Origin of the sequence: Bacillus sp. FSL W8-0920 (genome assembly GCF_038593215.1) — a bacterium.
Lineage (GTDB): Bacteria > Bacillota > Bacilli > Bacillales > Bacillaceae > Bacillus > Bacillus pumilus.
This window is the reverse complement of the sequence record NZ_CP151974.1, coordinates 1,802,584-1,829,189: the sequence shown is the minus strand read 5'-3', so window position 1 is coordinate 1,829,189 and position 26,606 is coordinate 1,802,584. Positions and strand designations below refer to the sequence as shown.

Here is a 26,606-nt window from a genome sequence, read left to right as displayed (position 1 = left end):
AGAATGAGTGAGATCAACACCAATAATTTCTTCAATTTGTTGTTTATCCAACAGATTCAAGCATGTGTTTAAAAAGAAGGAGGAAGAAGATGACGCAGCCAAAGACAGATCCGCGCGTATTAAGAACGCGCAAATTAGTCATGGAGTCTTTCATCAAGCTTTCATCGAAAAAGGAATTTAAGGATATTACGGTGAAAGATGTGACAGCAGAAGCCATGATTAACCGAGCGACGTTTTATTATCATTTTGAGGATAAATACGATTTATTGGATAAAACACTCTCTGAAGTATTGTCGATTAATTTAGAAAGTATCAATTTTAATAATAGTAAACTTGATGAAGATACAATGATGAATATCTTTAAAGCGCTAGCCAGTTTTCAACAATCTCTGCATAACCGCTGCCAAGTAGAATATGAAACTGAACTTGCTCCGATTGTTCGAGAACAGCTTGAAATTATTTTTTATCAATTGTTAGTGAATCAATATACAAATGTCGAAAAGCAAGTGTTGAAGGTCACGGCTGTTTTTTTAAGCTGGGGAATTCACGGAGCTTCTGTTGAGTGGAGAAAGAATAGTTCGCACATTTCTTCAGAAGAATTTATCAAATCAGCATTGCCGTATATCATGTCAGGAATTGATTTTAAGCATAGCATGTAGACAATTTGACAATGTTTAACCGCTCCACTAATATAAATGCTATAGCATATAAAATTGGTAGAGGGTGTTTACATGAAGTTACATGATTTAATAGGTTATCTCGTTCATCGCACTGATGTGAAAATGACGAATTATTTTACGAATAGGTTAAAGCCGTACGGAGTTACACCAGAACAGTGGAGCATTATTAGTATTCTTAGCCGTGAAAAAGGCTCGACTCAAAAGGAATTGGCAGAAGGCATTGATAAAAATCAAACCACTGTCGTAAGAATGATCCAGTCAATGGAACGAAAAGGGCTTGTCAAAAAAAGCTATAATGAACAAGACCGGCGATCACATCACCTGTTTTTAACAGAAAAAGGGGACGAGATCAAAAAGGCGATTCTTCCTGTCGTCATGGATGCACATCGAACTGTGACAAATCAATTAAGCGATGAAGAGATTCAACAATTAAAATTACTTTTAAACAAATTATTTCATTCACACTATTCATCTTGATAAATCTGTAAAGTAGGAACAACCTCTATTTTTGTACGATATATGCTATGACATATAAATGACACCATTTGGTCAAATAACTTAGAAAGATGTGATCACTATTTTTATTCTTATTCTACAAATTGTATTGGCCGTTTTCTTTTTCCTCACAGGAACGAAAATCATATCAGGGAAAATGGCAGAAGAGTTCAAACGATTTGGTTTACCCGCATTTTTCAATGTTTTAACGGGCGCTCTTGAGCTAATAGGCGCTGCTGGAATGCTAGCCGGCATATGGATGCCAACATTAGCATTATTATCAGGCTTATTGTTAGGAGGCACGATGCTGGCAGCTGCATTTACTCTGATCGTATTGGCCAAAGATCCCTTTAAAAAAGCAATTCCTGCACTTGTTTTATTCTCTCTTAGTATTGGGGTCAGCTTATACCACATTCTTTAAGTTCATATTAAGGTGAGTCACAATAACCTAAACACATCTCCATTGTTCCAATGATAGATTGTGTTTAGGTTTTTTAGCGATTGAATCGTTTTCGAAGAACTAGGCATGAGACAGCAAAAACTGCGAAAGCGCCTGCTGATCCAGCAGCAAACATCAGCCCAGATTGTTCTAATTTGGATTTGAATAACAAAGGGACAGAAAGAATGAGCGCGGCACCACTAAAGCCCAATCCTAATATCAACATTGCCAATAATTTATTCATAGAAACACCTCTTACACTCAGAATTTGAACAATGAAAACCTTTAATATTCCTAGATGGAGTGTATCATATGATGGCGGGCGAGTGGTTTCTTTTCATTAAAACACAATCGTGAAACAAACAAATTTCAAACGAACACTGTTCTTTACGAACAATGTTCGTTATAATATAAATGAGATGTAGTTTTAAACGATTTCCATAAAAGAAGAGGAGATGCATACGATGACGGCATTATCTAAGAACCAAAAGCAAATCGCTATTATTGGAGGAGGACCTGGGGGGCTAACACTCGCCTTAATTCTGCAGAATTACGGTATACAAACAACCATCTACGAACGGGAGATGCATGACAAGAGTCTTGAACGAGGAGGCTCACTGGATATTCACGAAGAAACAGGCCAAAAAGCATTAAAAGAAGCAGGAGTTTATGAGAAATTTCAAAGGAATGCCCGTTATGAAGGAGAAGATTTCCGATTACTTGATAAATCAGGAAGAATTTATTTAGATGAAGAAACGGAATCAGATCAAAAAGGCACTCGTCCAGAAATTGATCGTGGTGTGTTGTGCGAACTGCTGTTAGATCAAATTGATGCTGCAAACATCAAATATGGATATAAACTAGAAAGATGCGTTTCATTAGAAAACGGCATGACGGAGCTTCATTTTGAAAACGGGGTTGTCGAGACAGTTGATCTTTTGATTGGGGCTGATGGTGCATTTTCTCGTGTGCGTCCTCTGTTAACAGATATTGAGATTGAATACTCTGGGCTCACGATGCTGGAATTGAATGTCCTAAGCGTAGAGGCGAACCACCCTGATTTAGCTGAATTTAATAAACGTGGTAAGATGTTTGCTTTAGCTGATCACAAAGGGATAATTGGGCAGTTGAACGGAGATGGACGAATCAAAGTGTATGCAAGCCTTATGGTAGAACGCAGCTGGATCGAGACTTGTGGTATACCGTTTCATCAAGCGAAAGAAGCAAAAGAACAATTATTAGAGTTATTTAGTGATTGGGATGATCAGCTGAAAAAGTATATTCGTTATGCAGAAGATGCCATCATTCCAAGACGGATTTATACGCTTCCTACCGGTTTTAAATGGAATCGTCATAAAGGAGTAACGCTTATCGGTGATGCAGCTCATGTCATGTCACCATTCGCAGGCGAGGGTGTAAACATGGCGATGTTTGATGCAAGGGAGCTAGCACTTGCTATTGTCCGACATCCTCATGATATTGAAAAGGCCATTGAGGAATACGAAGACATGATGTACGAATATTCATCGGAAAAGGCACATGAATCGGAGAATAGTTTAAAACTGTGTTTTTCAAAAGACGCTGCGGTCAAGCTTGCAGATATGATGAATTCTTTTCAAGAAAACGGTGATTGATGCTCAATTTACTATTTTACTTTGACATGTTATAAAGAGAGTATGAACAATTCAAATCGTCGTATTATAAGTCGCCGGTCTCGGCCGGCTAAAGAGCCCTTAAGCCGTGAGCTCATTGTGAAAACGGCCTATGAGCTTCTTAAGGAGCAAGGGATAGAGGGCATGAGTATGCGTAAGGTGGCTAAAGCATTGGATACGGGACCTGCATCCTTGTATGTCTACGTGAACAATTTTCAAGAACTCAGTGCTTACGTATTGGATTATGGTCTCGGCCAAATGGTTTACCCAGATTCAGAGAATGGCACATGGAAAGAACAGTTATTTGACATATTGCATACTTATTTCCTACTGCTATTCGAAAAACCTGGTCTCGCTGAAATTTCTCTTTCCACCATTCCACAAGGAACGAACTTTCTTCAGTTGACCGAACGTATTCTCACTGCATTGCATGAAGGCGGGATCAAATCTACATCCGCTGCATGGGGAGTAGACCTATTGCTGTTATACGTATCTTCGGTAGCTTACGAAAAGGTCTCTTGGAAGAAACATGACTCTTCGCAGATTTCAGACATTAAAAAAACATTTCATGATGCAGACAAAACGCGTTTTCCTTTCATTCATAGTGTAAAAGAAGAAATGTTTGCAGGTGATACCGTATCAATGGAACGGTTCAGGTGGGGAATTGACGTCATTTTGTATGGAATCCAGAAAGAAATCAATTAGAAAGGAGCACAAGCAAAAAGCAGTCAATGGCTGCTTTTTTTATATGGTGATTTTCACATTTATGATCTTGTGAGCATCATGATATATAAATAAATCTATATATTGTTTTTATATATAAAAAATTATATAATCTAGTGGAATAAAAAAATGAGGTGCTTAGGCATGGAACATATTAAAAATTTATTAGAGAGTTATATTCCTTTAGCAAAATCTACAGCAAAAATGTTTGGACCAAATTGTGAAGTGGTGATTCATGATTTAACGAACCCTCAAGCATCTGTCATGTTTACAGTAAATAACCATGTGACAGGAAGACAAATCGGCCAATCATTTGATCATCTAGTAAAGACTGTATTACAATCAGAAGATTTTAAAGAAGATTATCTGGCTGGCTATACATTTGTTACAGAAGATAAGCGTACGATTCGTTCTTCGACTTCATTAATACGTGATTCAAAGCAAAAAGTGATTGGTGCTTTCTGTATCAACTTTGATGTTGAAGCCCTAAATCAAATGCAGCAATTTATGGATACTTTTCTTTCTACACAAGTGGAAGCTCCAGAGAAAGAAACAACATCAAATGATGATCTTGAAAATGTGGAAGAAATAGTAGATCAATTGATTCAACAAATCATTCAAAACAGTGTTCATCCAGTCATGAAACGTCATGAAAAAATTGAGCTAATTAAATTCATGGATGAAAAGGGCATTTTTTTAATGAAAGGATCTGTTGAGAAGGTCGCTTCTATGTTAGGCATTTCCAAAGTAACCGTCTATAGCTATTTGGATGAAATCAAAAATAAATCGAGGTAAGGAGAGTCAAAATGGAAAGCATACTCGAGGTAGGAAATCTAAAATCAAACGGACACTATGCATTCGCAACCATTCATCAAAACACGGTCTATGTTTCAGGACAATTTGCCATCAATCCCGAAACGAGAGAAAAAGAGTTCGGCCCCATTGAAGAAGAGACATTACAAGCGCTTAAGAATGTAGAGATGATTGTAGTGGCTGCTGGAAGTAACAAAGAGAAGATTTTGCGCATGACATTATACATTTCGGATATTCACTTATGGGACAAAGTTGATGCGGTTTATACTGACTTTTTTGGTGAACATAAACCAGCACGTACTATTGTACCAACGAATGAATTACATTTTGGTTTCAAAATTGAAATTGATGCCATTGCATATATTTAAGATCTTTTTTTTGCCTACTCTATATAAAAAATTATATTTCGTATAAAAAAATATTTGAAGGGGTTGATGATTGATGAATCAATTGATTTGTAACCATTGCGGGAAAAAGTATGAGATGACACCAACTCTATGGAGATGTGATTGTGATGGAGTATTAAACCTGGTGAAAGATACCCCGAACATAGATATCGCAGCTTGGGATCACTATCCAAACTCATTATGGCGTTATGTTGAAACCATGCCATTTTCAAAAGATTCTAAGACTTGGGAAACTGTCACAATGGGGGAGGGTCAAACCCCTTTAATCGTTCTAGATCCTAATGAGCCAAACACCTATGTCAAAGTTGATTATATGATGCCGACCTTATCCTTTAAAGACCGAGGAGCCGCTGTTTTGATGACAAAGGCTAAGGAACTCGGGGTATCAAAAGTGATTGCTGATAGTAGTGGGAATGCAGGAACGGCGATTGCAGCTTATGCAGCACGCTGCGAGATTGCCTGTGACATCTATCTAAGCGATGACACTTCTCCTAAAAAGGTCGCTCAAATAAAAGCCCATGGAGCAACGATTAAAGAAATTCGTGGTACTCGAGAGGATATTGCAGCCGCAGCCCAAAAAGCAGTAGACGACGAAGACGTTTTTTATGCAAGCCATGTCTATAACCCTTATTTTTTTGAAGGAACAAAAACATACGCCTATGAAATCTATGAGCAACTAAAAGGAGCACCTGATGCTTTAATCATTCCGGTTGGAAATGGTACTCTCCTCCTAGGTGCGTATTATGGTTTTAAAGAGTTATTTGAAAATGGTCTCATTCATAACATACCGAAAATCGTTGCAGTACAAGCGAAAAACTGTGCACCCCTTGTGAAAGCTTATCAAAATGAAGAAAAATCAGCAGCACCTGTGACGAATAAAGGGACCTTAGCAGAAGGGATCGCCATTGCTGCCCCGGCGCGCTCCAAACAAATTTTAGAAGCTGTACTAGATACGAATGGTACATTTATTGATATTGAAGAAGATGAGATCTTAAATGCACGATCTAAACTGAGTGAAAAAGGATTTTATGTCGAAGTGACATCTGCAGTCAATTTTGCTGGCTACATGAAATATCAAAAGGAACCAGAAGAAACCATTGTCATACCTCTTTGTGGTGCAGGGATTAAATCAAAATAACCCGATAATGACTAGAATACGGAGGAATATTTCATAGGATTGGATTTTACTCATTGCGAAGCACATTGGTCATACAGAGACTTCCATGATTTTAGAAAAAGGTTAGCAGCTGGTATTGGCATGAATTTAGATGATCGGAAGATACAAGATAAAGAGAATAAGCTGTTACATTCAATTTAAAGTTAAAATATGGTACAGAGCTCAAACGGTGTTTCTTATTTTCAGCAGCAGATGGTCCTGAATCACATGCAATTATAAATTTAAACTTAGCTACCAGATTGTTAAAGAATGAAGAGGTAGTTTATCTTCAGCAGTTTGATGAAAATTTCGGTGACTTTTCAGACAACGTATAAGTTTCCGATATTGATTAGAAAAAGCTCGTCAAAAAAAGCTTTTCTCTATAGGAGAAAACTCTTTTTCGAGCTTTTTATTCGGAAAGAAAATTTATATCTTACTGTATTAATAATTCGTTTTTATTGGTACTGTCTCATTTATTTCAATGTTAAAATAATTCACGGCATTGTTATAACAAATATCTTTGACTATTTTTCCTATAAATTCGTAATCCCTTGGAAGCTCACCATTTTCTATCCAAGTCCCAAATAAATTACATAAAATTCTTCTGAAATATTCATGGCGAGGGAACGACAAAAAGCTTCTTGAGTCTGTAAGCATACCTACGAAAGTGCTAAGCAAACCTATATTAGATAATGTTTTCATTTGATCTAGCATGCCGTCTTTTTGATCATTAAACCACCATCCGGACCCAAATTGAATTTTTGCTCTGGCATCAGAAGACTGAAAATTCCCTATAGTAGAGGCCACAATCGCATTATGAACGGGATTTAAATTATAGATAATTGTTTTAGGTAAAAGATTATCTTTGTCTAATTCATTCAAAAAACCATTTAAATGTCTTGCTAGGTGGAAGTCAGACATAGAGTCGTACCCACTATCTTTTCCCGTTAACTTGAACATTCGTGTGTTATTATTCCTTAAAGCACCTATGTGTAATTGCATGGTCCAATTAAGAGAATGATATTTTTTACTCAGGTGAATAAGAGTGTTTGTTTTAAATTTATTGATATCCTCTAGGGATAATGTTTTTCCTTGCAGAGCACGTACAAATATAGAAGACACTTCTTGTTCAGTAGCTGGTGAAAATGGAAATATTTCAAAACCATGATCAGAAATTCTGCATCCATTCGCGTGAAAATAATCAATTCGTGAATGTAATGAAGCGATAAAATTTTCATATGTTAAAACAACGCCGTTGATTGATTCACCTAATTTTTCTATATAATTCACAAAATTTGATTGTTCAATATTTAAAGCATGATCCGGTCTAAATGTAGGGAGGACCCTAGTTGTAATTCCTACATCTTTACGTATGATTTGATGAAATTCTAAAGTATCGATTGGATCATCAGTAGTACACACAACTTTTACATTAAATTTTTCTAAAATTCCATTTGTGGACATGTTACTTTCATTTAATCTCTCATTACAGATATCCCAAACTTTATGTGCATTTTTTTCTGAGAACAACTCATTTATATTGAAATAACGACTTAATTCTAAATGTGACCAATGATAAAGAGGGTTTCCTATTGTATATGGAACAGTTTGGGCCCAAGCTAAGAATTTTTCCTTGTCACTTGCATTCCCCGTGATGAATTTTTCTTCTACGCCTAACCATCGCATAGCCCTCCATTTATAGTGATCTCCATTAAGCCAAATGTCAGTCATATTTTCATATTTTTTGTTAGTAGCAATTTCATCAGCCATTAAATGCGTATGAAAATCATAGATTGGCATATTTTTCGCGTAATCATGATAAAGAACTTTTGAACTTTCGTGATTAAGCATCATATCTTCGCTTAGGAATGTAGACAATATAGTCACCTCTATACATTTTATCGTTTCTTTATCCTTTAAATGAAATAAGGTGTTATTAACAAAAATAACACCTCACTTTTTTAGATCTTACTTAATTCAAACTCCGTATTTACGTAGATTGCGTCTCGTTGTGCAATTAAGCATAGTTCTGCAGCTTTAAAAGTATGTTCTTGAGTCATAGCATTTTCAGTATCGTTTAAACAATCTAAAATAAGTTCACCAAAGTAAGGGAATCCTACTTCTCCATTTAGAGAAAAATGTTGCTCTGTATGTTGATTTACTAAGTATAAATGGTCTCCTGTTTTATCCCTTGCTATGTCTACGTATTTGCGAATTTCAATATACCCATCTGTTCCGAGAATGAATGTGCGCCCATCCCCCCAAGTGCTAAGGCCATCAGGTGTCAGCCAGTCTACTCTAAAGTAGTTTGTAGCCCCATTATCAGCAATCAACGTAGCATCGCCAAAGTCTTCTAATTCTGGATATTGAAGATGTTTATAATTGCCCACTTTACTATGTACAACTTTTGCATCTTTTGCGCCAGAATAGAAGAGGAATTGTTCAATTTGGTGACTACCAATATCACATAGAATACCTCCATAATATTCTTTTTCAAAAAACCAGCTTGGTCTGCTTTCTACGTTACTACGATGTGGGCCAGTTCCAAGAACTTGTACCACTTTGCCAATTGCTCCTTGTTCAATCAATTGACCAGCAAATACGGCACTCTCTACGTGCAAACGTTCACTATAATAAACAGCCCATTTAAGTCCCGTTTCAGCTGTTTTTTTACGAGCAAGCTCCAATTGTTCTAACGTTGTAAAAGGGGATTTATCCGTAAAGTAATGCTTACCATGATCTAAAACACGCAGCCCTAAATCACAGCGTTTAGATGTAATGGCTGCGCCTGCCACGAGCCTTACATCTGGATCTTCGAGAATTTCTTTCTCACTTTTGGCTATCTGTACCTCCGGATATGCTTTACAAAATTCTTGTACTTTTTTCTGATCATGATCATAAACCCATTTTAATGTAGCCCCAGCCTCAGTTAATCCATTGCACATTGCATAGATGTGTCCATGATCAAGACCTATAGCTGCCATTACGAATTGTCCTTCTGTAACGACAGGGGCACTTTTTCCCTTAGGAGCATAATTCATTCCATCACTTTTCTGCATGATTGTTCCTCCTCAAGCTAGTTTTAATACTTATAACTTAATAACGTTAAACTCATATTTCCTCGTAATTTCCTCCAACGGTTATCGTATCGTCTGAAAAATTTTCTACACTGCTTTGTTTTTCATAAAAATGCTTAACGTTCGCGAGCATTCCTTCACGTGTATAAAAAGGATCGTCTGCTAAAAGGGGAAGCTTCACATGAACACCTAGGTTAGCCGATTTATAGATGGCTGTAATAAGTTCTAGTGTTTTTCTTCCTTCTGTTCCATCAATTAGCAGCTTCTGGTTACCCTTGATAGCCATTAAAAAATTATTTATTTGTCCTTTATGTCCTTCAAATAGTAATTCCGGATATTGATGAAAAGCTTCCTGAATACGATTTTCTAAATCCTCATCATTTTTCTCTTGAGGAAACCCATTTTCTTTAGCTATTTGAGCATTTACTTTCCATGGGACAGATACTCTAGCTTTTTCACCTTGAAAAATCAGTTGTTGTTCTTCTCCATGATGAACCACAGAACTGGTTACTTGTGCTAAGCTGCCATTTCCATAACGAAGTACAGCAATAGAAAGGTCTTCAACCTCTGCATTATCATGCAAGGTATTACTAGTTGCTGCAAAAATGTCAGTCGGCAATCCTAACATCCATTGCAGCATATCAATATGATGGACAGCATGATTAAGTGTACAACCTCCACCTTCTTTTTCCCATGTACCGCGCCACCATAAATCATAATAACTATGACCACGCCACCAAAAAGAATCGACTTGAGTATGAGCGATTTTTCCAATTAGGTTTTGATCAAGGACATGTTTTAATCTCATAATGGGAGTCATAAATCTGTTTTGAGCAACAACGGACAAAAGCTTCTGGCTTTCAATAGATGCTTTTATCATTTCGTCACATTCTTTTAGAGAGGAAGCCATAGGTTTTTCTACTAAGACATGTTTGCCTGCTTTAAGAAAATCAATGGCAATGGCTGCGTGCATATAAGGAGGTGTACAAATGGAAACGGCATCAATAGTAGGATCATTCAATAACTCTTGGTAGTTAGCGACAACTCGTGCTTCTAGGTTATATTTTGTTGCTGCAGACATTGCTTTTTCAGGATAAATATCAGCTAAAGCTACAATTTTACTAATTTCAGGCATTGCAAGATAAGCTTCGATATGGGCAGTTGCAATAGATCCAGTTCCTATAATTGCGATGTTGGACATATAAATCTTTCCCTTCTGCAAGAAGATTAATTTTCACTTCCAATAATGAGATAGCGCTTTCAAAAAACTTAATGATTCACCTAACTGATAGATCAGAGTACCGTTAGTTTTATGAATATTCTAGTTATACTAGTATGGTAGATCAAAAACATTATAACTCAATCTTTTTGAATTTTGTATAGTTTTTTGAATTTTCTTTTTAATATCCCACACTTTTATTATTAATAATGGCTTACATAGTTGGAATCATCAAGAGTTATAAATGCTCACAGTACAAGCATTCAGAAAAATCAAATTAATATCTACCATTCTAATGCACTTGTATGGTAGTATGTTAGAGAAAGGGGATTAGAATAATGAATATTGATTTGAAAAACCAAAACCTCTCTACGAGGGAACAAGTTTACAATATGCTAAAAGATCAAATATTAAGCCTGAAGCTTCCACCTGGGACAAATATTTCTGAAAAAGAAATATCAGTTCAATTTAATGTTAGTCGAACTCCTGTAAGAGAAAGCTTTTTAAAATTATCTCAAGAAGGATTATTAAGTATCTATCCTCAACGAGGTACATTTGTTTCTTTAATTGATTTGAACCTTGTGGAGGAAGCACGGTTTATGCGAGAACATCTCGAGAAGGCAGTTATTAGACTAGCCTGTCAGGAATTTTCTGAAGAGTTGATTATTGATTTAGATATGAATTTAAGTATGCAAAAAATTTGCGTTAAGAAAAAAGACTATAAAAAAATGTTTGAATTAGATGAGGAGTTTCATAGAACTATTTTCAAACGGTGTAAAAAAGAAAAAACATGGTTAGTTATTCAACAGATGAATGTACACTTTAATAGGAGTCGCATGTTAAGGCTAGTAACAGATTATAATTGGGATAATATTTTTTCTCAACATGTAAATATCTTCAAATCTATACAAGATCAAGATGCTAATAAAGCTGAAAAAATCATGGAAGAGCATTTGAAAATTGCACTTGTTGATAAAGAATTATTGAAGAAAGAATATCCAAATTATTTTAAATAAAGGGTGATGGTAGATGAGGATGACATTTAGATGGTTTGGAGAAGGAAACGACACGATAACACTGGAACAAATAAAGCAGATTCCAGGAGTGGAAGGAATTGTTTGGGCACTGCATGATGTGCCCGTAGGAGAAGAGTGGCCAATAGAAAGAATTTTAGAAATGAAAAAATTAGCTGATAAACATAACCTTCATATTGAAGTGGTTGAAAGCGTGAATGTTCATGAAGACATTAAGCTCGGACTTCCAACTAGAGATCGATACATAGAAAATTATAAGAAAACAATTCAGAAGCTAGCAAAGGTGGGTGTTAAAGTCATATGTTATAACTTTATGCCTGTATTTGATTGGATACGTACAGACTTAAATAAAACACTTTCTGATGGATCTACAGCTCTATTTTATGAACATAGTCGAATTAAAGATATTGATCCGAAAGACTTAGTAAATAAAATTAGTGAGAACTCCAGTTTAACCATGCCAGGTTGGGAACCAGAGAGGTTAAATCACCTTCACCAACTTTTTGAAGCCTACAGAAATATAACAGAAGATGATTTATGGGCCAACTTGAAATATTTTTTAGATCAGGTTATTCCAATTGCAGAACTTAATGATATTAAAATGGCTATTCATCCTGACGATCCACCTTGGCCTGTCTTTGGTCTACCGCGAATAGTAACTAATCAAAAAAACATCAGAAAAATTTTACAACTAAATAGTAGCCCATATCATTGTATAACGCTCTGTACAGGATCTTTAGGAGCAAACTTAGAAAATGATTTAGTTTCTATGATTCACGAATTTATTGATAGAATACCATTTACTCATATAAGAAATGTACGTGTATATGATAACGGGGACTTTGTTGAAACATCGCATCGATCAAAAGATGGATCAGTAGACGTTTCAGCCATTATACATGCTTATAATGAAAACGGATTCAAAGGTTATTGTAGACCCGATCATGGAAGACACATTTGGGATGAACAATGTAGGCCTGGATATGGTCTTTATGATAGAGCACTTGGAATTATGTATTTGTGGGGAGCTTGGGATGCTTTAAAAAATAAAAATTCTGTACTAAAAGAAGCAAAGGGGGAAGCTACATGGTAAACATACAAGAAAATAAAAATTTAGCTGGTAAAGTAGCTGTCATAACAGGAGGGAGTGGCGTACTTTGCAGCGCCATGGCAAAGGAACTTGCTAGACATGGCGTATCTGTGGCTATTTTAAATAGAACCGTCGAAAAGGGCGAAAAGGTAGCCGAAGAAATTAACCTTATGGGTGGGAAAGCGATTGCGATTAAATGTGATGTTCTGAATAAAGAGAGTGTTGAACAAGCCGAGAAGATTGTAACAGAGGAATTAGGCATGTGTACAATATTGATAAATGGAGCTGGTGGTAACCACTCAAGTGCAAATACAACCAACGAAATATTTCAAACAGAAGACCTTACTAATCCTAAGTTAAATACTTTTTTTCATTTAAGTACAGATAGTGTGCAAAATGTATTTGATTTAAATTTTATGGGGACTTTCATTCCTACACAAATTTTCACTAAACATATGGTTCATCAAAAGGGAGCAGTTGTCATCAACATGTCATCTATGAGTGCCCCTTCTCCAATGACCAAAGTGCCTGCTTATAGCGCGGCAAAAGCTGCAATTGAAAATTTCACCAAATGGTTAGCTGTTCATATGGCCGAGGCAGGAATTAGAGTAAATGCTATTGCACCGGGCTTCTTTTTAACCTCACAAAATAAAAACCTTCTCCTAAATGAAGAAGGAGATTATACAGAAAGGTCTCATAAGATTATTTCGAACACACCAATGAGAAGGTTTGGTACGCCAGAAGATCTTCTTGGTACCCTATTATGGCTTGTTGATGATCATATGTCAGCATTTGTTACCGGCGTGACAATTCCTGTTGATGGAGGTTTTATGGCGTATTCAGGTGTTTAATATTTTTATTTTTTTCCTTGTCATACATCTTTATTTTATATGTTTTTTTAAATTTATAAGTAGGCTTGGAAAGGAGAAATAAGAATGCAGACTGAGAACAGGAAACTAACACTCAAAAATTATATTGGTTATGGAACAATGGATTTATTTGGAGGGGGAGCATTCGCTATAATAGGCGCATGGATGTTATATTTTTTCATTACATACTGTGGTCTTACCCCTGTTGAAGCAGGATCTATTATTGCAATTGCACGTATTATTGATGCGATAGCAAGCCCAATTATGGGCCATATCACTGATAATTTTGGTCGTACAAAACTTGGGAAAAAATTTGGAAGACGCAGGTTCTTTTTGCTAGTTGGAAGCCCTTTAATGGTTATTTATTCTCTTCTTTGGATTTCTGATATGAATTACTGGTACTATTTAACGGTTTATATTTTGTTAGAATTCCTTGCAGCAATGGTATTAATTCCATTTGAAACACTTGGAGCTGAAATGACGAATGATTTTAATGCACGGACCAAGCTCTCAACAATAAGATTAATCTATTCAGGACTAGGAACATTTTTAGCTACCTTTATTCCAGGCAGATTATTCGAAATATTCGGAAAAGATTCACCTCAAGTTTTTCTTTACAATGGGATTATCTTCACCTTTATTTTTATGGCGGCATTATTAATTACACATAGAACAACATGGGAACGTAAAATAGAAGAAGACATGATAGAACCTGATGATGTAGAAAAAGTACCTGCTATAGAATCCATAAAAAAAGTCATCATTGACTTAACATCTACTTTTAGAATAAGAAGTTTCCGTCAGCACCTCACGATGTATATTTGTTCGTTTACGGCCATGGATATTTTAAACGCTGTCTTTGTCTACTTTGTTGTGTTTTCTTTAAATAAAGATGCAGTGCTCGCAGCCGATTTATTATCTATTGGTTCATTACTTCAAATGTTATGTACAATATTGTTTGGTTGGCTCGTGATTAAAATAGGTCCTGCGCCATCTTTGAGAATATCTTATATTGCTATTATTACATGTATAAGTGGTTATATATTTTTATACTTCACACAACCAACTTATATGATTATAGCGCTGTATGCTTTCTCTGTTATCTTAGGAATCGGAAAGAGTGGATTATATTATATACCATGGAATATTTACACTTTCATTCCTGATGTAGATGAAATGGTCACTCGTAAAAGAAGAGAAGGAATATTTGCAGGTATTATGACTTTTACACGCAAGAGTACTACAGCTTTAGCCACATTCTTGGTAGGAGTTATTTTACAGGAAAGTGGTTTTGTTGCAAGCGCGACGACACAGTCTACGACAGCAATAAATGGGATTGTAGGTATTCTGTTTTTCGGAACTGTAGGGCTAGTCGGTATTAGTTTAGTTATTTCATTTAAATTTAAATTATCTAAGAAAACCCATTCCATTATGATTAATGAAATTAATAGGTTAAAGAATAATGGTTCAATGGAACAGGCTGATGATGAAACAAGAAGTGTTTTGAAAGCGCTAACAGGATGGGATTACGAGAAGCTTTGGGGTAATAATAACGTAGGATATCAGAATAAACTCCAACATTTTGAACAACAAGATTTTAAACAGCAGGATATGAACTAACTTTTGTTGTTAGTTGAGAACTACAGCACAGTTAAATAGTACTTCTAAAGGTTCTGCGAATTTTTATCTCAGTTCTATAATGATTTTGTGATGATTTCACTTATACAAATGGATATAAAACATGGGCAGGAGCAATATTTGTAGGATTTTAATGATTGGATTAATAATGGAATGAATGAGACAAATTAAATTAAATTGGTTGTAAAGGTTCTCGAGGATCTTTACGACCAATTTAATTTAATAAGGACGTAGAGGTTTTTAAATATTACATTTCACGAAGGGGAATCTGAATGGACCCTTGTACATGTCTTGTATTCTTATTTATTAGTTTACATAATATATATTCTAGGAAGTTAAACAACGAATACATTTTTCATGTCTCAAATCTAAGTATACTTATCTTATTGAGACAAAAAAGGAAAAATCAAAATCCTTCGCTTATTCGCCAGATTTTGATTTATCTAGATATTTCATGATTTTGCAGGATTTCCGCCAACCACGACGTTTGCTGGAACACTTTTTGTCACAATCGCCAATGGTGACACCTGGATTAATAATAACACCGCCGCCAATCCAGACGTGGTTTCCAATGGTGACTGGCTTGCCAAATTCAATGCCTTTTGCACGTTCTATTGGTTCAAAACGACATCATTTCCGCAAGCGCCTAATAATTCCTTTAATAAAATGGCTGTTCTTTTTTCTGGCTGATTGGTTTGCTGGTATGCAAAGGTCAATTGTCTCGCTCTTTCACGATCTGCGATCAAGGTTTGGTCACTAGATACATAATGTTTTCCTTGGATCATTTTTTCCTTCTCACTTTTCATATTGATCCTCTCCTCCCCTTTTTCTTTATTTTACCTTCTCTTCAGAAGAATTTGTGAAGGCATGATTTCTTTTGAATAGAATTGGCCATGTTCCTGCCATAAGTTATTTACGAATCGATCCGTCTCATTTATAATCGAGTAGATTTGTTCAGTAACAGATACATCTTTAAATGTGAGGGATTACATGGAATTAAAGTGGTATAAAGCAATCATCATCATTTTCACGATGTCTGGTATTTCCATTTCCACATGGTTTTCACGGACACCAGAAGTGAGAGATTTATTACAAGCCAATACAGGAACGATGGGACTCATTTTACTCGGATTATCCGTTGGTTCAATTGTTGGGCTTGGTCTTTCAAATGTATTTGTTCGAAAAAAAGGCGGACGATTGGCAATTGTGATTAGTGCTTTTTTGATGTTTCTTGGATTCACCACTCTTGCTATTGGTTCGACCCTCTCTTCTATCTTTGTCGTCACGGCCGGGCTATTTCTTTTTGGAGCAGGCTCAGGGATGTGCAATGTGGCGATGAACCTAGAAGGGACAGAAATTGAATACAGGATTAAGAAAACCATTTTGCCTATATTGCACGCTTCCTTTAGCATTGGCACTTTAATTGGAGCAGGTGCTGGCATTCTTTTTATTCATCTAGGGGTCTCTGTGTTGATTCATTTACTTGTCATTGCCCTTCTCTTCTTTCTCAGCATCCTAATTTGTACCCGGTATATTCCGCATGGGACTGGAATGGATCAGCATGAGAAGCAGTCGCAGTCAGATACAATAGATGATACTCAAACGCCATGGCTGAATAAACGTACGGTCTCTCTTGCGATGATCGCCTTATGTCTTGCGTTTGTCGAAGGGTCTGCTAATGATTGGATTCCACTTGCAATGGTGGATGGATACCAGGTTTCACATTCCATGAGTACCGTCATCTATGCATTATTTTTATGCGGGATGATTAGCGGCAGATTAATCAGCGGACGTTTGATTGACCGTTTCGGCAGGGTGTTATTGCTAAGAGTTGCGATTGTATCAGCTGCTGCTGGACTATTCTTGGTCATTTTAAAGATTTCACTTGTGGTATGTATGATATCGATCTTTTTATGGGGACTTGGCGCTTCTTTAGGCTTCCCGCTAACCATTTCGGCAGCTGGTGATGATAGCCGCTACGCCGTCAAACGCGTCAGCATTGTGACCTTATCAGGTTACACCGCCTCTCTTTCTGGGCCGCCTATATTAGGGCTGCTTGCCAATCAAGTAGGATTGCTTCATGCCTTTATTTTTGTGTTATTCGCCATATGTATTGCAGGAATCTTTACAAAAGCTGTCGCAAAACCGCGTACATCACAAGTTCACTAAAAGTGTCTGATCCTCGATCATGGCACTTTTTTTAAATTTAAAAAATAAAATTGAAACCTTTCATGAAGTGAAACAGTCCTATAAATGTCCCGATGTTTATCGCTTTTTTAAAGAGGGAAAGTAAAAAAATAAGACTTTTCAAATAACAGAAAACGTGGTAAGATCATGAAAATAAACAGGAAGGGGTGAGATAAATGAAAAAAAATATGCTGCTAAAATTAGCTGTCTTATTCATAGCACTCGCAAGTTTTCATTTGTTCTCAATGCCTCATTCCGTTCAGGTATACCATCATGCAAAGGTGGTTGCCGATCAAGAATCACATGAGATGAAAATCGCTCAGACCATGGGCGATGAAAAGAAACAAAAACATGTGAGCGCAGTATTTGCCGCATTTACAGTACTGCTGATGATTGGCAGTATGACAGCTGGATTTGCACGCATCACTCATACTGATCAATATGACCGGAAAAAGAAGCATTTACTTGCAGTGTTCTATCAATCTTCTTATTTCCGACTGTCTCGTGTTTAACCCAACCATCTAAATCAAAACAAAAATTGGGAGGTTTTACACGATGTTATTTTTCTTAAGAGTATTCATTCTAGGTCTATTCTCTGTCACTTCACTTTCTCTTTTCGTCTACCAAGGAATTGAAGTAGTGCACGCCATTACAAACATGTTTGGCAGCCACGAGAGCTAAATGACCCGTATATAAAAGAAACCCCCTGTTGATCGCAGGGGGTTTTCGTTTGCTTATTTATTGTCATCTGGTGCAGGTTGAGGTGTGACAAGGACATGCGTTACTTCTCCCTGCTCTTCCTCATCTACAATAAATGATCCATTGCTATAACGGTCATTCGCTCTGAGAGTAGAGATATCAAGCGGAATCGTTGCACCCTTCTCTGTATCCATTTCAAGTGTGTCGTGCAGTGATGCAGCAATGACAGCCACAATACGATGCGGGTTTTTCTTTAATTCTCTTAGCATCAGAACTCCGCGTTTGGCTCTAGATGTTTTATCAAATTCAGAGAGGTTCATTCGCTTCACAGCCCCTCTTTGTGTCGTCAGCACAAGGACATCGTTTTTCGGATCAATGATCTGGCCAGAGACTACTTCGTCCCCGTCCTTCAAGTTGATGCCTTTAACACCAGCCGCTCTCGGACCAACAACACTTACTTCTTCTTCATCAAACCACAATCCGTAGCCATTTTTCGTCGCAATAAACAATTCCTGCTGTCCTGTTGTCACATGGACATCCACGAGTTCATCGTCCCCTTTTAGGTTCAAGGCGACAAGTGGTTTTGAATAGCGCTGCGCTTTATATTGAAGAAGTTCTGTTTTTTTCACCATTCCGCCTTTTGTAAAGAACAGCAGATACGATGTTTCATCAAATTCTTTAATTGGAATCGCTTTTTGGATGGATTCATCACGATCAATAGAAATGATATTCGTAATATGCTGCCCCATGTCTTTCCATCGTATGTCTGGCAGCTGATGCACAGGACAATAAATGTAGCTCCCTTTATTCGTAAACAATAGAAGGACATCTGTTGTGTTCATTTCAAACTGATGAATCAGGCGGTCTGTATCCTTCATGCCAAAGTCCTTACCGTTAGATGCAGCATAGGAGCGCTGGCTTGTCCGTTTGATGTACCCATCCTTCGTCACCGTGACGTAAACATCCTCTGAGGCAATCATCACTTCTAGGTTAATCTTAATTTCTTCGATTTTTTCCTCAATGACAGATCGTCTCTCATCAGCATATGTCTTTTTGAGCTTTTTCAAACTGTTTGTAATGACCTTTAGCAGCTTTTTCTCGTTACCTAAAATGTCTTCAAGTTCTGCTATACGCACATCAAGCTCACTTGCTTCGTCTCTTAATTGCGTAATATCCGTATTCGTTAAACGATATAACTGGAGGGAAACAATCGCTTCTGATTGTGCTTCTGTAAAGTCATATTTATCCATCAAGTTGTTTTTCGCATCTCGCTTATCATTAGAAGACCGGATTGTGGCAATGACTTCATCTAAGATGGATAGCGCCTTAATTAATCCGTCTACAATATGGTGGCGTTCCTTCGCTTTTCGAAGCTCATATGCTGAGCGATTCGTCACCACTTCTTTTTGATGAGCAATATATGCATCAAGTATAGTTGTGAGCGTCATTAAGGTTGGTCTACGATTATGTATCGCCACCATATTAAAGTTATACGGGATTTGCAGATCTGAGTTTTTATATAAGAAATTCAAAACACCATTTGCATCTGCTTCTTTTTTCAGCTCTACTACGATTCGAAGCCCAGTCCGGTCAGTCTCGTCTCGAACCTCTGAAATTCCTTCCACTTTTCTTTCAATTCGGAACTCGTCCATCTTTTTGACAAGGTTGGCTTTATTCACTTCATAAGGAATCTCTGTGATCACAATTTGCTGGCGCCCGCCGCGGATGGTTTCAATCTCCGCTTTTCCGCGAATCATGATCTTTCCTTTGCCTGTTTCATAGGCCTTCTTAATGCCGTCTACCCCTTGAATGATACCGCCTGTTGGGAAATCTGGACCTTTGATGACCGTCATTAAGTCCTCAACCGTACAATGCGGCTGTTCGATTCGTTTAATGACACCATCAATCACTTCTCCTAGATGATGCGGCGGGATATCAGTGGCATAACCAGCAGAAATCCCTGTTGATCCATTCACGAGAAGGTTTGGAAACATTGCTGGTAAAACAACTGGCTCCTTGCTTGTATCATCAAAGTTTGCGACAAACTCGACCGTTTCCTTGTCTAAGTCCTTTAATAGCTCTGAAGCAATCGCAGCTAGCCTTGCTTCCGTATAACGCATGGCAGCAGGCGGATCACCATCGATACTCCCGTTATTTCCATGCATCTCAATGAGCACATTCCGTACTTTCCAATCCTGACTCATTCTCACCATCGCTTCATAAACAGATGAGTCACCGTGCGGATGATAGTTACCAATCACGTTACCGACTGTTTTCGCGGCTTTACGGAAGTTTTTATCTTGCGTGTTTCCTTCTGCGTACATCGCATATAAAATTCTTCGTTGTACAGGCTTTAGTCCATCTCGCGCATCTGGAAGCGCGCGGTCTTGGATAATATATTTACTATAGCGACCAAACCGGTCTCCGATTACTTCTTCTAATGGTAAATCATGAAATCGTTCTTGTTGTGCCATGTTTAAACCTCCTCAGCTAGCGACAAGTTTTCATTTTCAAGAATGTTGCTTTCCTCATCAAGTCCAAAGGCGACATTCTTTTCAATCCATTTACGACGTGGTTCTACTTTGTCACCCATCAATGTCGTGACGCGGCGTTCCACACGTGCAGCATCGTCGATTTTAACCCTGACAAGTGTTCTCGATTCTGGATTCATTGTCGTTTCCCATAGCTGGTCGGCGTTCATTTCACCTAAACCTTTATAGCGCTGAATCGTGTACCCTTTTCCAACTTTCTTCAGTACGTCGTCCATTTCTTCATCAGACCATGCGTACTCAATGACTTCTTTTTTACCTGAGCCTTTGCTGACTTTATATAAAGGCGGTAGTGCAATAAACACTTTGCCATGCTCAATCAGCGGCTTCATATAGCGGTAGAAGAACGTGAGCAGAAGCACTTGAATATGCGCTCCATCCGTATCAGCATCTGTCATGATCACGATTTTGTCATAATTGATGTCTTCTACATTAAAATCGACACCGACGCCTCCACCGATCGCATGAATAATGGTGTTGATTTCTTCATTTTTGAAAATATCAGCAAGTTTCGCTTTTTCTGTGTTAATGACCTTTCCACGAAGCGGCAGCACCGCTTGGAATTTACGGTCACGTCCTTGTTTTGCTGACCCGCCCGCTGAGTCGCCCTCTACAAGGTACAATTCGTTTCTTGCTGGGTTTCTAGATTGAGCAGGTGTTAATTTACCGCTCAGTGTTGCTTCGGACTTTTTCCGTTTCTTGCCGCTCCTTGCTTCTTCACGTGCTCTTCTAGCAGCTTCTCTTGCCTGCTGCGCTTTAATCGCTTTTCTCACAAGAAGAGTCGCTGTTTCACGGTTTTCTTCAAGGAAATAAGCCAGCTTTTCAGAAATAACAGCATCAACAGCTGAGCGAGCTTCACTTGTTCCAAGCTTTCCTTTTGTCTGGCCTTCAAATTGAAGCAGTTCTTCAGGAATTCTGACAGAAATAATAGCTGACAGCCCTTCGCGAATATCAGTGCCCTCTAAATTTTTGTCTTTTTCTTTTAAAAGGGCTACTTTGCGCGCATATTCATTAAAGGCTCTTGTCATCGCCGTTTTGGCACCAGACTCATGCGTACCGCCATCTTTTGTTCTCACGTTATTGACGAAAGAAAGAATATTTTCCGAGTAGCCGTCATTGAATTGAAATGCAAAGTCTACTTCGATGGATTGATGCTCTCCTTCAAATGAGACCACTTCACTCAGAACATCTTTTTCTTCATTTAAATAAGCAACGAAGGCTTCAATGCCCGTCTCATAATAAAAGGTTTCTTGTACATCATGTCGTTCATCAATCAGCTCTATTTTTAATCCTTTTAATAAAAAGGCAGATTCTCTTAAACGTTCTGATAATGTATCGAAATTATAGGTTGTAACGCTGAACATCGATCGATCTGGTTTAAAATGAATCAGTGTTCCCGTTTTTTTCGTTTTTCCGACTTTTTCAAGTGATGTGGCAGGCTTTCCGCCGTTTTCAAAGCGCTGATGATAAATAAAGCCATCACGTTCAATTGTGACAGTAAGCCACTCTGACAGCGCGTTTACAACAGATGCCCCAACTCCGTGAAGCCCACCACTTGTTTTATATCCGCCTTGACCAAATTTTCCGCCTGCGTGAAGGACCGTTAAAATGATCTCAGGTGTCGGTTTTCCAAGCTTATGCATACCAGTAGGCATCCCGCGTCCTTTATCCTGGACGGAAATGCTGTTATCTTTATGTATTTTGACAACGATATGATCTCCATGGCCAGCGAGTACTTCATCGACAGAGTTGTCTACAATCTCATAGACAAGGTGATGAAGACCGCGTGAATCCGTTGACCCAATATACATCCCTGGACGTTTACGGACCGCTTCAAGCCCCTCTAGCACCTGAATAGAATCATCGTTATAATCTACTTGCTGCTTTTTAACCAAATGCTTAATCCCCTTTCACTAACAAACATAACCGGCAAACCATCAAATGATCTCTCTAGATTTTAATGATGATCATGCTGCTCATTACTGTCCACTTTAATAAGCTGCATCATCACCATGCATGTGTGATTCAACAACACATGCTCCTTTACGGCTATGAGAATGTTCTACATTCTGCAATGAGAACTAGAAGTCCATTATAAACAAGACTGTTTGATAAGCCAAATGCAATCATATGATGATTTTTATAAAACGGAACAAATGTTCTGTTTTTTATCTTATCGCTCTTTTTCTTGTTATGCAAGATCACCGATATGTCCCTGTCGCCTTATTTTATCGCTTTCTTCTAGAATCGCAAATATATTTCTGTAACAAAAAAGCAAAAATCCTTGAAAACCAAGGATTTTTGACGATTTAATGAGTTTTTGTCATTGCATGAGCCACCTTGATACATACATCCATGATGGCGACCTTGCCATTTTCCTCAATCAGCCTTTTCGCTTCTTCGTGATAAATGCCTTGCTGCGCCCAAAAAACAGGTGCGTCTATTTCAAGAAATTCTTCTGCTACCTCGGGCAAAAACTCTGAACGTCTAAAAACATTCACGATATCAACAGGCTCTTTGATATCTTTTAGTGAAGCGACTGCTTTCACACCAAGTGCTTCATCGATCGTTGGATTCACCGGAATGATCTCATAACCGGCATCCTGCATCGCTTTAGACACCATATATGACGTTCGGTGCGGTTGATCTGATAAACCAACAACAGCAATTCGTTTACTGCTTTTTAATATACGGCCAATTTCTTGTTTCGAAGGATGATTCATCCAAACACCCCTTTTCCTCTATTTTAGCGAACTTCTGCTTAAAAACAAAGCTGAATCCATCTGCTTTTGATTTTTTCAAAAAAAGATCCCCATGTTTTTCATAAGATCATGTTAAAATGTAAGACAAGAGGGAGAATATAAAGGAGTTATGCAGATGTTAATTGCTTTGATGTTTATTTTGGCTTATCTTCTCGGCAGTATTCCATCCGGTCTCATTGTCGGGAAAGCTGCAAAGGGTATTGATATCCGTGAACATGGCAGCGGCAACCTAGGTGCGACGAATGCATTTCGTACGCTTGGCGTAAAAGCAGGGTCTATCGTTATTTCTGCTGATATTTTAAAGGGGACTCTCGCTTCTGCTTTACCGTTTTTCATGCAACTGGACATTCATCCCTTATTAGTAGGGGTTGCTGCTGTTATCGGTCACAGCTTTCCTATCTTTGCAAAATTTAAAGGGGGAAAAGCAGTCGCTACATCTGGCGGCGTGTTATTATTTTATGCCCCATTCTTATTTATCACGATGATCGCTGCTTTTTTCTTATTTTTATACATTAGTAAATATGTTTCATTATCATCTATGCTGACCGGCATCTATACATTCATTTACAGCATATTCACCAAAGACGTATTCTTAATCATTGTTGTTGCCGTTCTTGCTGGTTTTGTGATCTACAGACACATCGCCAACCTCAAACGAATCCTCAACAAAACTGAACCGAAAATCAAATGGCTCTAGCCGTTTCATAAGTTTCATTCTGTGGTAAAAGTAAAGAAAAGCTGTTTTTTGCATCCTGCATTTTAAAAAACAGCATGACTTCAAAAAGGGGCGATCACATTGAAATTAACGATAAAAGAAGATGCACTTAATTGGTACAAGGATGAATTAGATTTAGAAAAAGGTGATCAAGTTCGCTTTTTTGTGAGATATGGCGGGTGCAGTAATGTACAAAAAGGCTTTTCTCTCGGCGTCGCAAAAGATGAACCTCAAAATGCCGGCGCAACCGCTGAAATAGAAGGTATTACTTTCTTTGTAGAAGAAAGTGATATTTGGTATTTTGACAACCATGATCTGCATATTGATTATAACGAGTCTGTAAAAGAACCAGAATTCCATTATGAATAAACAAAAAAGATACCTCATCCCTCGGGTATCTTTTTTGTTTTATCCTTCAATATATAGCCCATACTCCTGAATGTTTCCTAAAGACCGCTCCTTTTGCAGGATTCTTTTTTGTGGTTCACCGATCAAGTCAAAGTGAGGAAACCCTGCGCGGTCATGAATCCATTCTTTTTTAAGTCCATGCTTTTCTCCCCATTCAATTAACTGCTTCATATCCTGACAGGCTGCTTTAGTGACGGTATTAGCATGCGGGAAACGGTCATCAAGCCAATAATGAGTTAAAAAGGCCATTTTTCCCTGCTGAACAGCTGATTTCCACGCATTTAGATCGCTTCTTTTAAGACCAAACGCCATAAGTTAAACCTGCTTCTTCGACTGTTCATATACTTTGTGCCAGGCAGGAAATGCTTTTCTAAATTGAATAGGTCTAAAGGTGTCTTTGTCTACACAAATATGCGAGGTTGTCCCTGTAATCGCTGTTTGTCCATCAGGCTTTTGAATTTCGTAGCCATACACCGTTTTGAGTCCATTGTATTCTTCAATCCAAGTATGAACGGTCGCTGTTTCACCGTACAGGAGTGGTTTTTTATATTTCACCTGCAAATCTATAACGGGTGCAAGAGCGCCGTCTGCTTCTAGCTGCGCATAGGAAAATCCTAATTCTTTAATCAGTGCTGTTCTGCCGACTTCCATCCAGATTAAATAATTGGCATGATACACAATGCCCATTTGATCTGTTTCTGCATAACGGACTTCTATTTCTTTTTTAGATACATACACGTTTTCATCGCTCTCCTATCAAAACCTAAGATCTCTGCCATTTTACCACAATCGAAATGGTTCTTCTAAAAGGAGGCAATAAAATAAACCAGGGATCCCTGGTTTATTCAGTATAGCCATTTTTTCTTGCTGCTTCTTCGTCCTTGATTTCAGAACGCATCGCATCTATGCTCATTTTTCGGTTTTCATTTTTTTGCTTGATCATCTGTTTTTCTTGATCTGTCGAAAGGGCCATCGCTGCTTCAGATTCATCGATATTGTCAAGGGTGTTTTCAATCATATCTTGCAGCTTTTCAACATTATCAGAACGATCATCTGGATTGGATTGATATGACTTTCCATTCATCTTGATTCCCTCCTTATTCGCCCTTCGTCTGGATCACATCAGGCTGTTCATTTGATTTATTATGCATCTTTTTACCTTTATTGCGTTTGTATGCTACAGGTTTTGTCCCTAAATGGTCTGGTGTAAACTGCGCTTGTTTATCATGCTCTCTACCCATCATTCATCCCTCCCTCCTCTTTAGGATGAACGAAAAAGGATAATTCATAACTTATTTCTGTCTAAATCGCTCTTCCAACTTTTCTTCAAGCTGGTTTAAAAATTCCTCATTGCTTAATAATTCTTTTTTATTTTCAAGTACAAGCTCTTCAAATGTACGGCGTTTTCTTCTTCTCATTGTACTCACCTCCAGTGTTTGTATTTCATTTTCGCCAAAACATTTAGAAAATAAGCAAAAAAGCTGAATCATTATAGATCCAGCTCTTGCTCAATTTCTTTTTTTGTCAGCATTTGATGCTTCACAGACATGATGCGTCCTTTTTCATCTAATATGTATGTTGTTGGGTATGAAAGCACCTGATATCGTGCTTGAATGCCTTTTTGATCCAATAAAATAGGAAAGCTCAGCTTTAATTCATCTGCAAATGCTGCAACATGATCTACACTTTTTTCTGTGGTCGTTAAATTCACTGCAAGTACTTCGACCTGATCATATTCGCTTCTAACCGCGTCTAAATCCGGCATTTCTGTCCTGCATGGCTTACACCATGTCGCCCAAAAATTGACGAGCACCTTTTTCCCTTTGTAATCAGATAACGAGGCCGTTTGACCATCAAGGGTTTTAAGTTCAAAATCAGGGGCTTGATCCCCTTTTTCAAGACCGATTGCGGGCTCTTTTGGTTCAAGTAAATTCCACACAAGTAAACCAATCAATACAAGTAAAACAGCGCTTGCTATTCCTTTTTTCCACATG

31 protein-coding genes and 1 pseudogene are annotated in these 26,606 nt (G+C 37.8%); 17 read left to right on the top strand and 15 right to left on the bottom strand.

All coding sequences use genetic code 11. From position 1 onward, the window contains the following. Nucleotides 1-89: 89 nt before the first annotated feature. The 3 genes from NSS78_RS09125 (at nt 90) to NSS78_RS09115 (ending at nt 1,596) form a co-directional block, all read left to right on the top strand. Nucleotides 90-659: a TetR/AcrR family transcriptional regulator gene (locus tag NSS78_RS09125; protein WP_050944876.1), complete on the top strand. Its 570-nt coding sequence runs from the start codon at nt 90-92 to the stop codon at nt 657-659. Between the two features lie 72 nt (nt 660-731). Further along, complete coding sequence (locus NSS78_RS09120; RefSeq protein ID WP_050944877.1) at nt 732-1,157, top strand: MarR family transcriptional regulator; 426 nt, start codon at nt 732-734, stop codon at nt 1,155-1,157. A gap of 91 nt (nt 1,158-1,248) precedes the next feature. Next, complete coding sequence (locus NSS78_RS09115) at nt 1,249-1,596, top strand: DoxX family protein (RefSeq protein ID WP_050944878.1); 348 nt, start codon at nt 1,249-1,251, stop codon at nt 1,594-1,596. Between the two features lie 73 nt (nt 1,597-1,669). Here NSS78_RS09115 and NSS78_RS09110 read toward each other — a convergent pair whose 3' ends face one another. Then, on the bottom strand, nt 1,670-1,858 hold the full coding sequence (locus NSS78_RS09110; RefSeq protein ID WP_050944879.1) for a hypothetical protein: 189 nt from the start codon (nt 1,856-1,858) through the stop codon (nt 1,670-1,672). Between the two features lie 220 nt (nt 1,859-2,078). On the opposite strand from NSS78_RS09110, the gene NSS78_RS09105 reads away from it, so the two are divergent. The 5 genes from NSS78_RS09105 (at nt 2,079) to NSS78_RS09085 (ending at nt 6,347) form a co-directional block, all read left to right on the top strand. Then, the gene (locus tag NSS78_RS09105; protein ID WP_050944880.1) at nt 2,079-3,248 is read left to right on the top strand and encodes an NAD(P)/FAD-dependent oxidoreductase; all 1,170 of its coding nucleotides are present in this window, start codon (nt 2,079-2,081) and stop codon (nt 3,246-3,248) included. Between the two features lie 42 nt (nt 3,249-3,290). Further along, entirely contained in the window at nt 3,291-3,971 is a 681-nt protein-coding gene (locus NSS78_RS09100) for a TetR/AcrR family transcriptional regulator (RefSeq protein WP_189282654.1), read from the top strand. Between the two features lie 162 nt (nt 3,972-4,133). Further along, a complete protein-coding gene (locus NSS78_RS09095; RefSeq protein ID WP_003211123.1) occupies nt 4,134-4,784 on the top strand; it encodes a PAS domain-containing protein in 651 nt (216 codons plus the stop codon). Between the two features lie 11 nt (nt 4,785-4,795). Beyond that, on the top strand, nt 4,796-5,170 hold the full coding sequence (locus NSS78_RS09090; protein ID WP_212046457.1) for a RidA family protein: 375 nt from the start codon (nt 4,796-4,798) through the stop codon (nt 5,168-5,170). Between the two features lie 73 nt (nt 5,171-5,243). Next, on the top strand, nt 5,244-6,347 hold the full coding sequence (locus NSS78_RS09085) for a threonine synthase (protein ID WP_050944883.1): 1,104 nt from the start codon (nt 5,244-5,246) through the stop codon (nt 6,345-6,347). A 459-nt stretch (nt 6,348-6,806) separates the two neighbouring features. On the opposite strand, the gene uxaC is transcribed toward NSS78_RS09085, so the two are convergent. The 3 genes from uxaC to NSS78_RS09070 all read right to left on the bottom strand — a co-directional run bounded on the left by uxaC (nt 6,807) and on the right by NSS78_RS09070 (nt 10,643). Continuing rightward, nucleotides 6,807-8,243 carry a glucuronate isomerase gene (gene uxaC / locus NSS78_RS09080; RefSeq protein WP_251190479.1) on the bottom strand — a complete coding sequence of 479 codons (1,437 nt, stop codon included), beginning with the start codon at nt 8,241-8,243 and terminating at the stop codon, nt 6,807-6,809. 83 nt (nt 8,244-8,326) lie between these two features. Beyond that, entirely contained in the window at nt 8,327-9,424 is a 1,098-nt protein-coding gene (locus NSS78_RS09075; RefSeq protein ID WP_137054571.1) for a Gfo/Idh/MocA family oxidoreductase, read from the bottom strand. 52 nt (nt 9,425-9,476) lie between these two features. Beyond that, entirely contained in the window at nt 9,477-10,643 is a 1,167-nt protein-coding gene (locus NSS78_RS09070; protein WP_137054572.1) for a Gfo/Idh/MocA family oxidoreductase, read from the bottom strand. A gap of 356 nt (nt 10,644-10,999) precedes the next feature. On the opposite strand from NSS78_RS09070, the gene NSS78_RS09065 reads away from it, so the two are divergent. From NSS78_RS09065 to NSS78_RS09050, 4 genes are all read left to right on the top strand, one after another. Further along, entirely contained in the window at nt 11,000-11,677 is a 678-nt protein-coding gene (locus NSS78_RS09065; protein WP_212046461.1) for a GntR family transcriptional regulator, read from the top strand. Between the two features lie 13 nt (nt 11,678-11,690). Next, a complete protein-coding gene (gene uxuA / locus NSS78_RS09060; RefSeq protein WP_212046462.1) occupies nt 11,691-12,788 on the top strand; it encodes a mannonate dehydratase in 1,098 nt (365 codons plus the stop codon). Beyond that, nucleotides 12,782-13,636: an SDR family oxidoreductase gene (locus NSS78_RS09055; protein WP_137054575.1), complete on the top strand. Its 855-nt coding sequence runs from the start codon at nt 12,782-12,784 to the stop codon at nt 13,634-13,636. The genes uxuA and NSS78_RS09055 overlap by 7 nt, the downstream gene beginning before the upstream one ends. 84 nt (nt 13,637-13,720) lie before the next feature. Beyond that, nucleotides 13,721-15,274: an MFS transporter gene (locus NSS78_RS09050; protein ID WP_137054576.1), complete on the top strand. Its 1,554-nt coding sequence runs from the start codon at nt 13,721-13,723 to the stop codon at nt 15,272-15,274. A 470-nt stretch (nt 15,275-15,744) separates the two neighbouring features. Here NSS78_RS09050 and NSS78_RS09045 read toward each other — a convergent pair. Both NSS78_RS09045 and NSS78_RS09040 read right to left on the bottom strand, forming a co-directional pair. Then, nucleotides 15,745-15,913: pseudogene (locus tag NSS78_RS09045) on the bottom strand (acetyltransferase); the annotation flags it as partial. Continuing rightward, nucleotides 15,904-16,077 (bottom strand): maltose acetyltransferase domain-containing protein, encoded by a 174-nt coding sequence (locus NSS78_RS09040; RefSeq protein ID WP_249118362.1) that lies wholly within the window; start codon nt 16,075-16,077, stop codon nt 15,904-15,906. The pseudogene NSS78_RS09045 and the gene NSS78_RS09040, both read right to left, overlap by 10 nt. 205 nt (nt 16,078-16,282) lie before the next feature. Here NSS78_RS09040 and NSS78_RS09035 point away from each other — a divergent pair, with 205 nt between their 5' ends. The 3 genes from NSS78_RS09035 (at nt 16,283) to NSS78_RS09025 (ending at nt 18,160) form a co-directional block, all read left to right on the top strand. Then, entirely contained in the window at nt 16,283-17,461 is a 1,179-nt protein-coding gene (locus NSS78_RS09035) for an MFS transporter (protein WP_309217454.1), read from the top strand. Between the two features lie 194 nt (nt 17,462-17,655). Beyond that, on the top strand, nt 17,656-17,991 hold the full coding sequence (locus NSS78_RS09030; RefSeq protein WP_003210975.1) for a hypothetical protein: 336 nt from the start codon (nt 17,656-17,658) through the stop codon (nt 17,989-17,991). 43 nt (nt 17,992-18,034) lie between these two features. Further along, the gene (locus tag NSS78_RS09025; protein WP_003210976.1) at nt 18,035-18,160 is read left to right on the top strand and encodes a hypothetical protein; all 126 of its coding nucleotides are present in this window, start codon (nt 18,035-18,037) and stop codon (nt 18,158-18,160) included. Between the two features lie 53 nt (nt 18,161-18,213). Here NSS78_RS09025 and parC read toward each other — a convergent pair whose 3' ends face one another. The 3 genes from parC to NSS78_RS09010 form a co-directional block, all read right to left on the bottom strand. Further along, entirely contained in the window at nt 18,214-20,652 is a 2,439-nt protein-coding gene (gene parC / locus NSS78_RS09020; RefSeq protein WP_212046464.1) for a DNA topoisomerase IV subunit A, read from the bottom strand. A gap of 2 nt (nt 20,653-20,654) precedes the next feature. Then, the gene (gene parE, locus NSS78_RS09015) at nt 20,655-22,622 is read right to left on the bottom strand and encodes a DNA topoisomerase IV subunit B (protein ID WP_095117801.1); all 1,968 of its coding nucleotides are present in this window, start codon (nt 22,620-22,622) and stop codon (nt 20,655-20,657) included. A 414-nt stretch (nt 22,623-23,036) separates the two neighbouring features. Then, nucleotides 23,037-23,450 (bottom strand): CoA-binding protein, encoded by a 414-nt coding sequence (locus NSS78_RS09010; protein ID WP_050944892.1) that lies wholly within the window; start codon nt 23,448-23,450, stop codon nt 23,037-23,039. A gap of 154 nt (nt 23,451-23,604) precedes the next feature. On the opposite strand from NSS78_RS09010, the gene plsY reads away from it, so the two are divergent. Then, nucleotides 23,605-24,186, top strand: coding sequence for a glycerol-3-phosphate 1-O-acyltransferase PlsY (gene plsY, locus NSS78_RS09005; protein WP_003212462.1), 582 nt, complete (start codon nt 23,605-23,607; stop codon nt 24,184-24,186). Nucleotides 24,187-24,285: 99 nt separating this feature from the next. Then, nucleotides 24,286-24,573, top strand: a complete 288-nt coding sequence (locus NSS78_RS09000) for a HesB/YadR/YfhF family protein (protein ID WP_003210876.1) — start codon at nt 24,286-24,288, stop codon at nt 24,571-24,573. A 39-nt stretch (nt 24,574-24,612) separates the two neighbouring features. On the opposite strand, the gene NSS78_RS08995 is transcribed toward NSS78_RS09000, so the two are convergent. From NSS78_RS08995 to NSS78_RS08970, 6 genes are all read right to left on the bottom strand, one after another. After that, entirely contained in the window at nt 24,613-24,924 is a 312-nt protein-coding gene (locus tag NSS78_RS08995) for a hypothetical protein (RefSeq protein ID WP_050944893.1), read from the bottom strand. A gap of 3 nt (nt 24,925-24,927) precedes the next feature. Continuing rightward, complete coding sequence (locus NSS78_RS08990) at nt 24,928-25,350, bottom strand: thioesterase family protein (RefSeq protein ID WP_003211985.1); 423 nt, start codon at nt 25,348-25,350, stop codon at nt 24,928-24,930. 103 nt (nt 25,351-25,453) lie between these two features. Further along, nucleotides 25,454-25,696 (bottom strand): small acid-soluble spore protein Tlp, encoded by a 243-nt coding sequence (gene tlp / locus NSS78_RS08985; RefSeq protein WP_003211760.1) that lies wholly within the window; start codon nt 25,694-25,696, stop codon nt 25,454-25,456. A gap of 13 nt (nt 25,697-25,709) precedes the next feature. Beyond that, nucleotides 25,710-25,853 carry an acid-soluble spore protein N gene (locus tag NSS78_RS08980; RefSeq protein WP_008357830.1) on the bottom strand — a complete coding sequence of 48 codons (144 nt, stop codon included), beginning with the start codon at nt 25,851-25,853 and terminating at the stop codon, nt 25,710-25,712. 51 nt (nt 25,854-25,904) lie between these two features. Further along, the gene (locus NSS78_RS08975; protein ID WP_003211002.1) at nt 25,905-26,030 is read right to left on the bottom strand and encodes an FbpB family small basic protein; all 126 of its coding nucleotides are present in this window, start codon (nt 26,028-26,030) and stop codon (nt 25,905-25,907) included. A gap of 71 nt (nt 26,031-26,101) precedes the next feature. Further along, complete coding sequence (locus NSS78_RS08970) at nt 26,102-26,605, bottom strand: TlpA disulfide reductase family protein (protein WP_003211762.1); 504 nt, start codon at nt 26,603-26,605, stop codon at nt 26,102-26,104. Between the last annotated feature and the right edge of the window lies 1 nt (nt 26,606).

Coding starts and splice junctions, on each gene's coding strand:
- tlp (WP_003211760.1), bottom strand. CDS start 25,696: ATGAATGGAAAGTCATATCAATCCAATCCAGATGATCGTTCTGATAAT.
- NSS78_RS09120 (WP_050944877.1), top strand. CDS start 732: ATGAAGTTACATGATTTAATAGGTTATCTCGTTCATCGCACTGATGTG.
- plsY (WP_003212462.1), top strand. CDS start 23,605: ATGTTAATTGCTTTGATGTTTATTTTGGCTTATCTTCTCGGCAGTATT.
- NSS78_RS09085 (WP_050944883.1), top strand. CDS start 5,244: ATGAATCAATTGATTTGTAACCATTGCGGGAAAAAGTATGAGATGACA.
- NSS78_RS09090 (WP_212046457.1), top strand. CDS start 4,796: ATGGAAAGCATACTCGAGGTAGGAAATCTAAAATCAAACGGACACTAT.
- NSS78_RS09055 (WP_137054575.1), top strand. CDS start 12,782: ATGGTAAACATACAAGAAAATAAAAATTTAGCTGGTAAAGTAGCTGTC.
- NSS78_RS08975 (WP_003211002.1), bottom strand. CDS start 26,030: ATGAGAAGAAGAAAACGCCGTACATTTGAAGAGCTTGTACTTGAAAAT.
- NSS78_RS09070 (WP_137054572.1), bottom strand. CDS start 10,643: ATGTCCAACATCGCAATTATAGGAACTGGATCTATTGCAACTGCCCAT.
- NSS78_RS09035 (WP_309217454.1), top strand. CDS start 16,283: ATGGAATTAAAGTGGTATAAAGCAATCATCATCATTTTCACGATGTCT.
- NSS78_RS09100 (WP_189282654.1), top strand. CDS start 3,291: ATGAACAATTCAAATCGTCGTATTATAAGTCGCCGGTCTCGGCCGGCT.
- NSS78_RS09010 (WP_050944892.1), bottom strand. CDS start 23,450: ATGAATCATCCTTCGAAACAAGAAATTGGCCGTATATTAAAAAGCAGT.
- NSS78_RS09040 (WP_249118362.1), bottom strand. CDS start 16,077: ATGATCCAAGGAAAACATTATGTATCTAGTGACCAAACCTTGATCGCA.
- NSS78_RS09125 (WP_050944876.1), top strand. CDS start 90: ATGACGCAGCCAAAGACAGATCCGCGCGTATTAAGAACGCGCAAATTA.
- NSS78_RS09095 (WP_003211123.1), top strand. CDS start 4,134: ATGGAACATATTAAAAATTTATTAGAGAGTTATATTCCTTTAGCAAAA.
- NSS78_RS09105 (WP_050944880.1), top strand. CDS start 2,079: ATGACGGCATTATCTAAGAACCAAAAGCAAATCGCTATTATTGGAGGA.
- NSS78_RS09030 (WP_003210975.1), top strand. CDS start 17,656: ATGAAAAAAAATATGCTGCTAAAATTAGCTGTCTTATTCATAGCACTC.
- uxuA (WP_212046462.1), top strand. CDS start 11,691: ATGAGGATGACATTTAGATGGTTTGGAGAAGGAAACGACACGATAACA.
- NSS78_RS09065 (WP_212046461.1), top strand. CDS start 11,000: ATGAATATTGATTTGAAAAACCAAAACCTCTCTACGAGGGAACAAGTT.
- NSS78_RS08980 (WP_008357830.1), bottom strand. CDS start 25,853: ATGGGTAGAGAGCATGATAAACAAGCGCAGTTTACACCAGACCATTTA.
- parC (WP_212046464.1), bottom strand. CDS start 20,652: ATGGCACAACAAGAACGATTTCATGATTTACCATTAGAAGAAGTAATC.
- NSS78_RS09075 (WP_137054571.1), bottom strand. CDS start 9,424: ATGCAGAAAAGTGATGGAATGAATTATGCTCCTAAGGGAAAAAGTGCC.
- NSS78_RS09110 (WP_050944879.1), bottom strand. CDS start 1,858: ATGAATAAATTATTGGCAATGTTGATATTAGGATTGGGCTTTAGTGGT.
- NSS78_RS08995 (WP_050944893.1), bottom strand. CDS start 24,924: ATGGCGTTTGGTCTTAAAAGAAGCGATCTAAATGCGTGGAAATCAGCT.
- NSS78_RS08970 (WP_003211762.1), bottom strand. CDS start 26,605: ATGTGGAAAAAAGGAATAGCAAGCGCTGTTTTACTTGTATTGATTGGT.
- NSS78_RS09050 (WP_137054576.1), top strand. CDS start 13,721: ATGCAGACTGAGAACAGGAAACTAACACTCAAAAATTATATTGGTTAT.
- NSS78_RS09025 (WP_003210976.1), top strand. CDS start 18,035: ATGTTATTTTTCTTAAGAGTATTCATTCTAGGTCTATTCTCTGTCACT.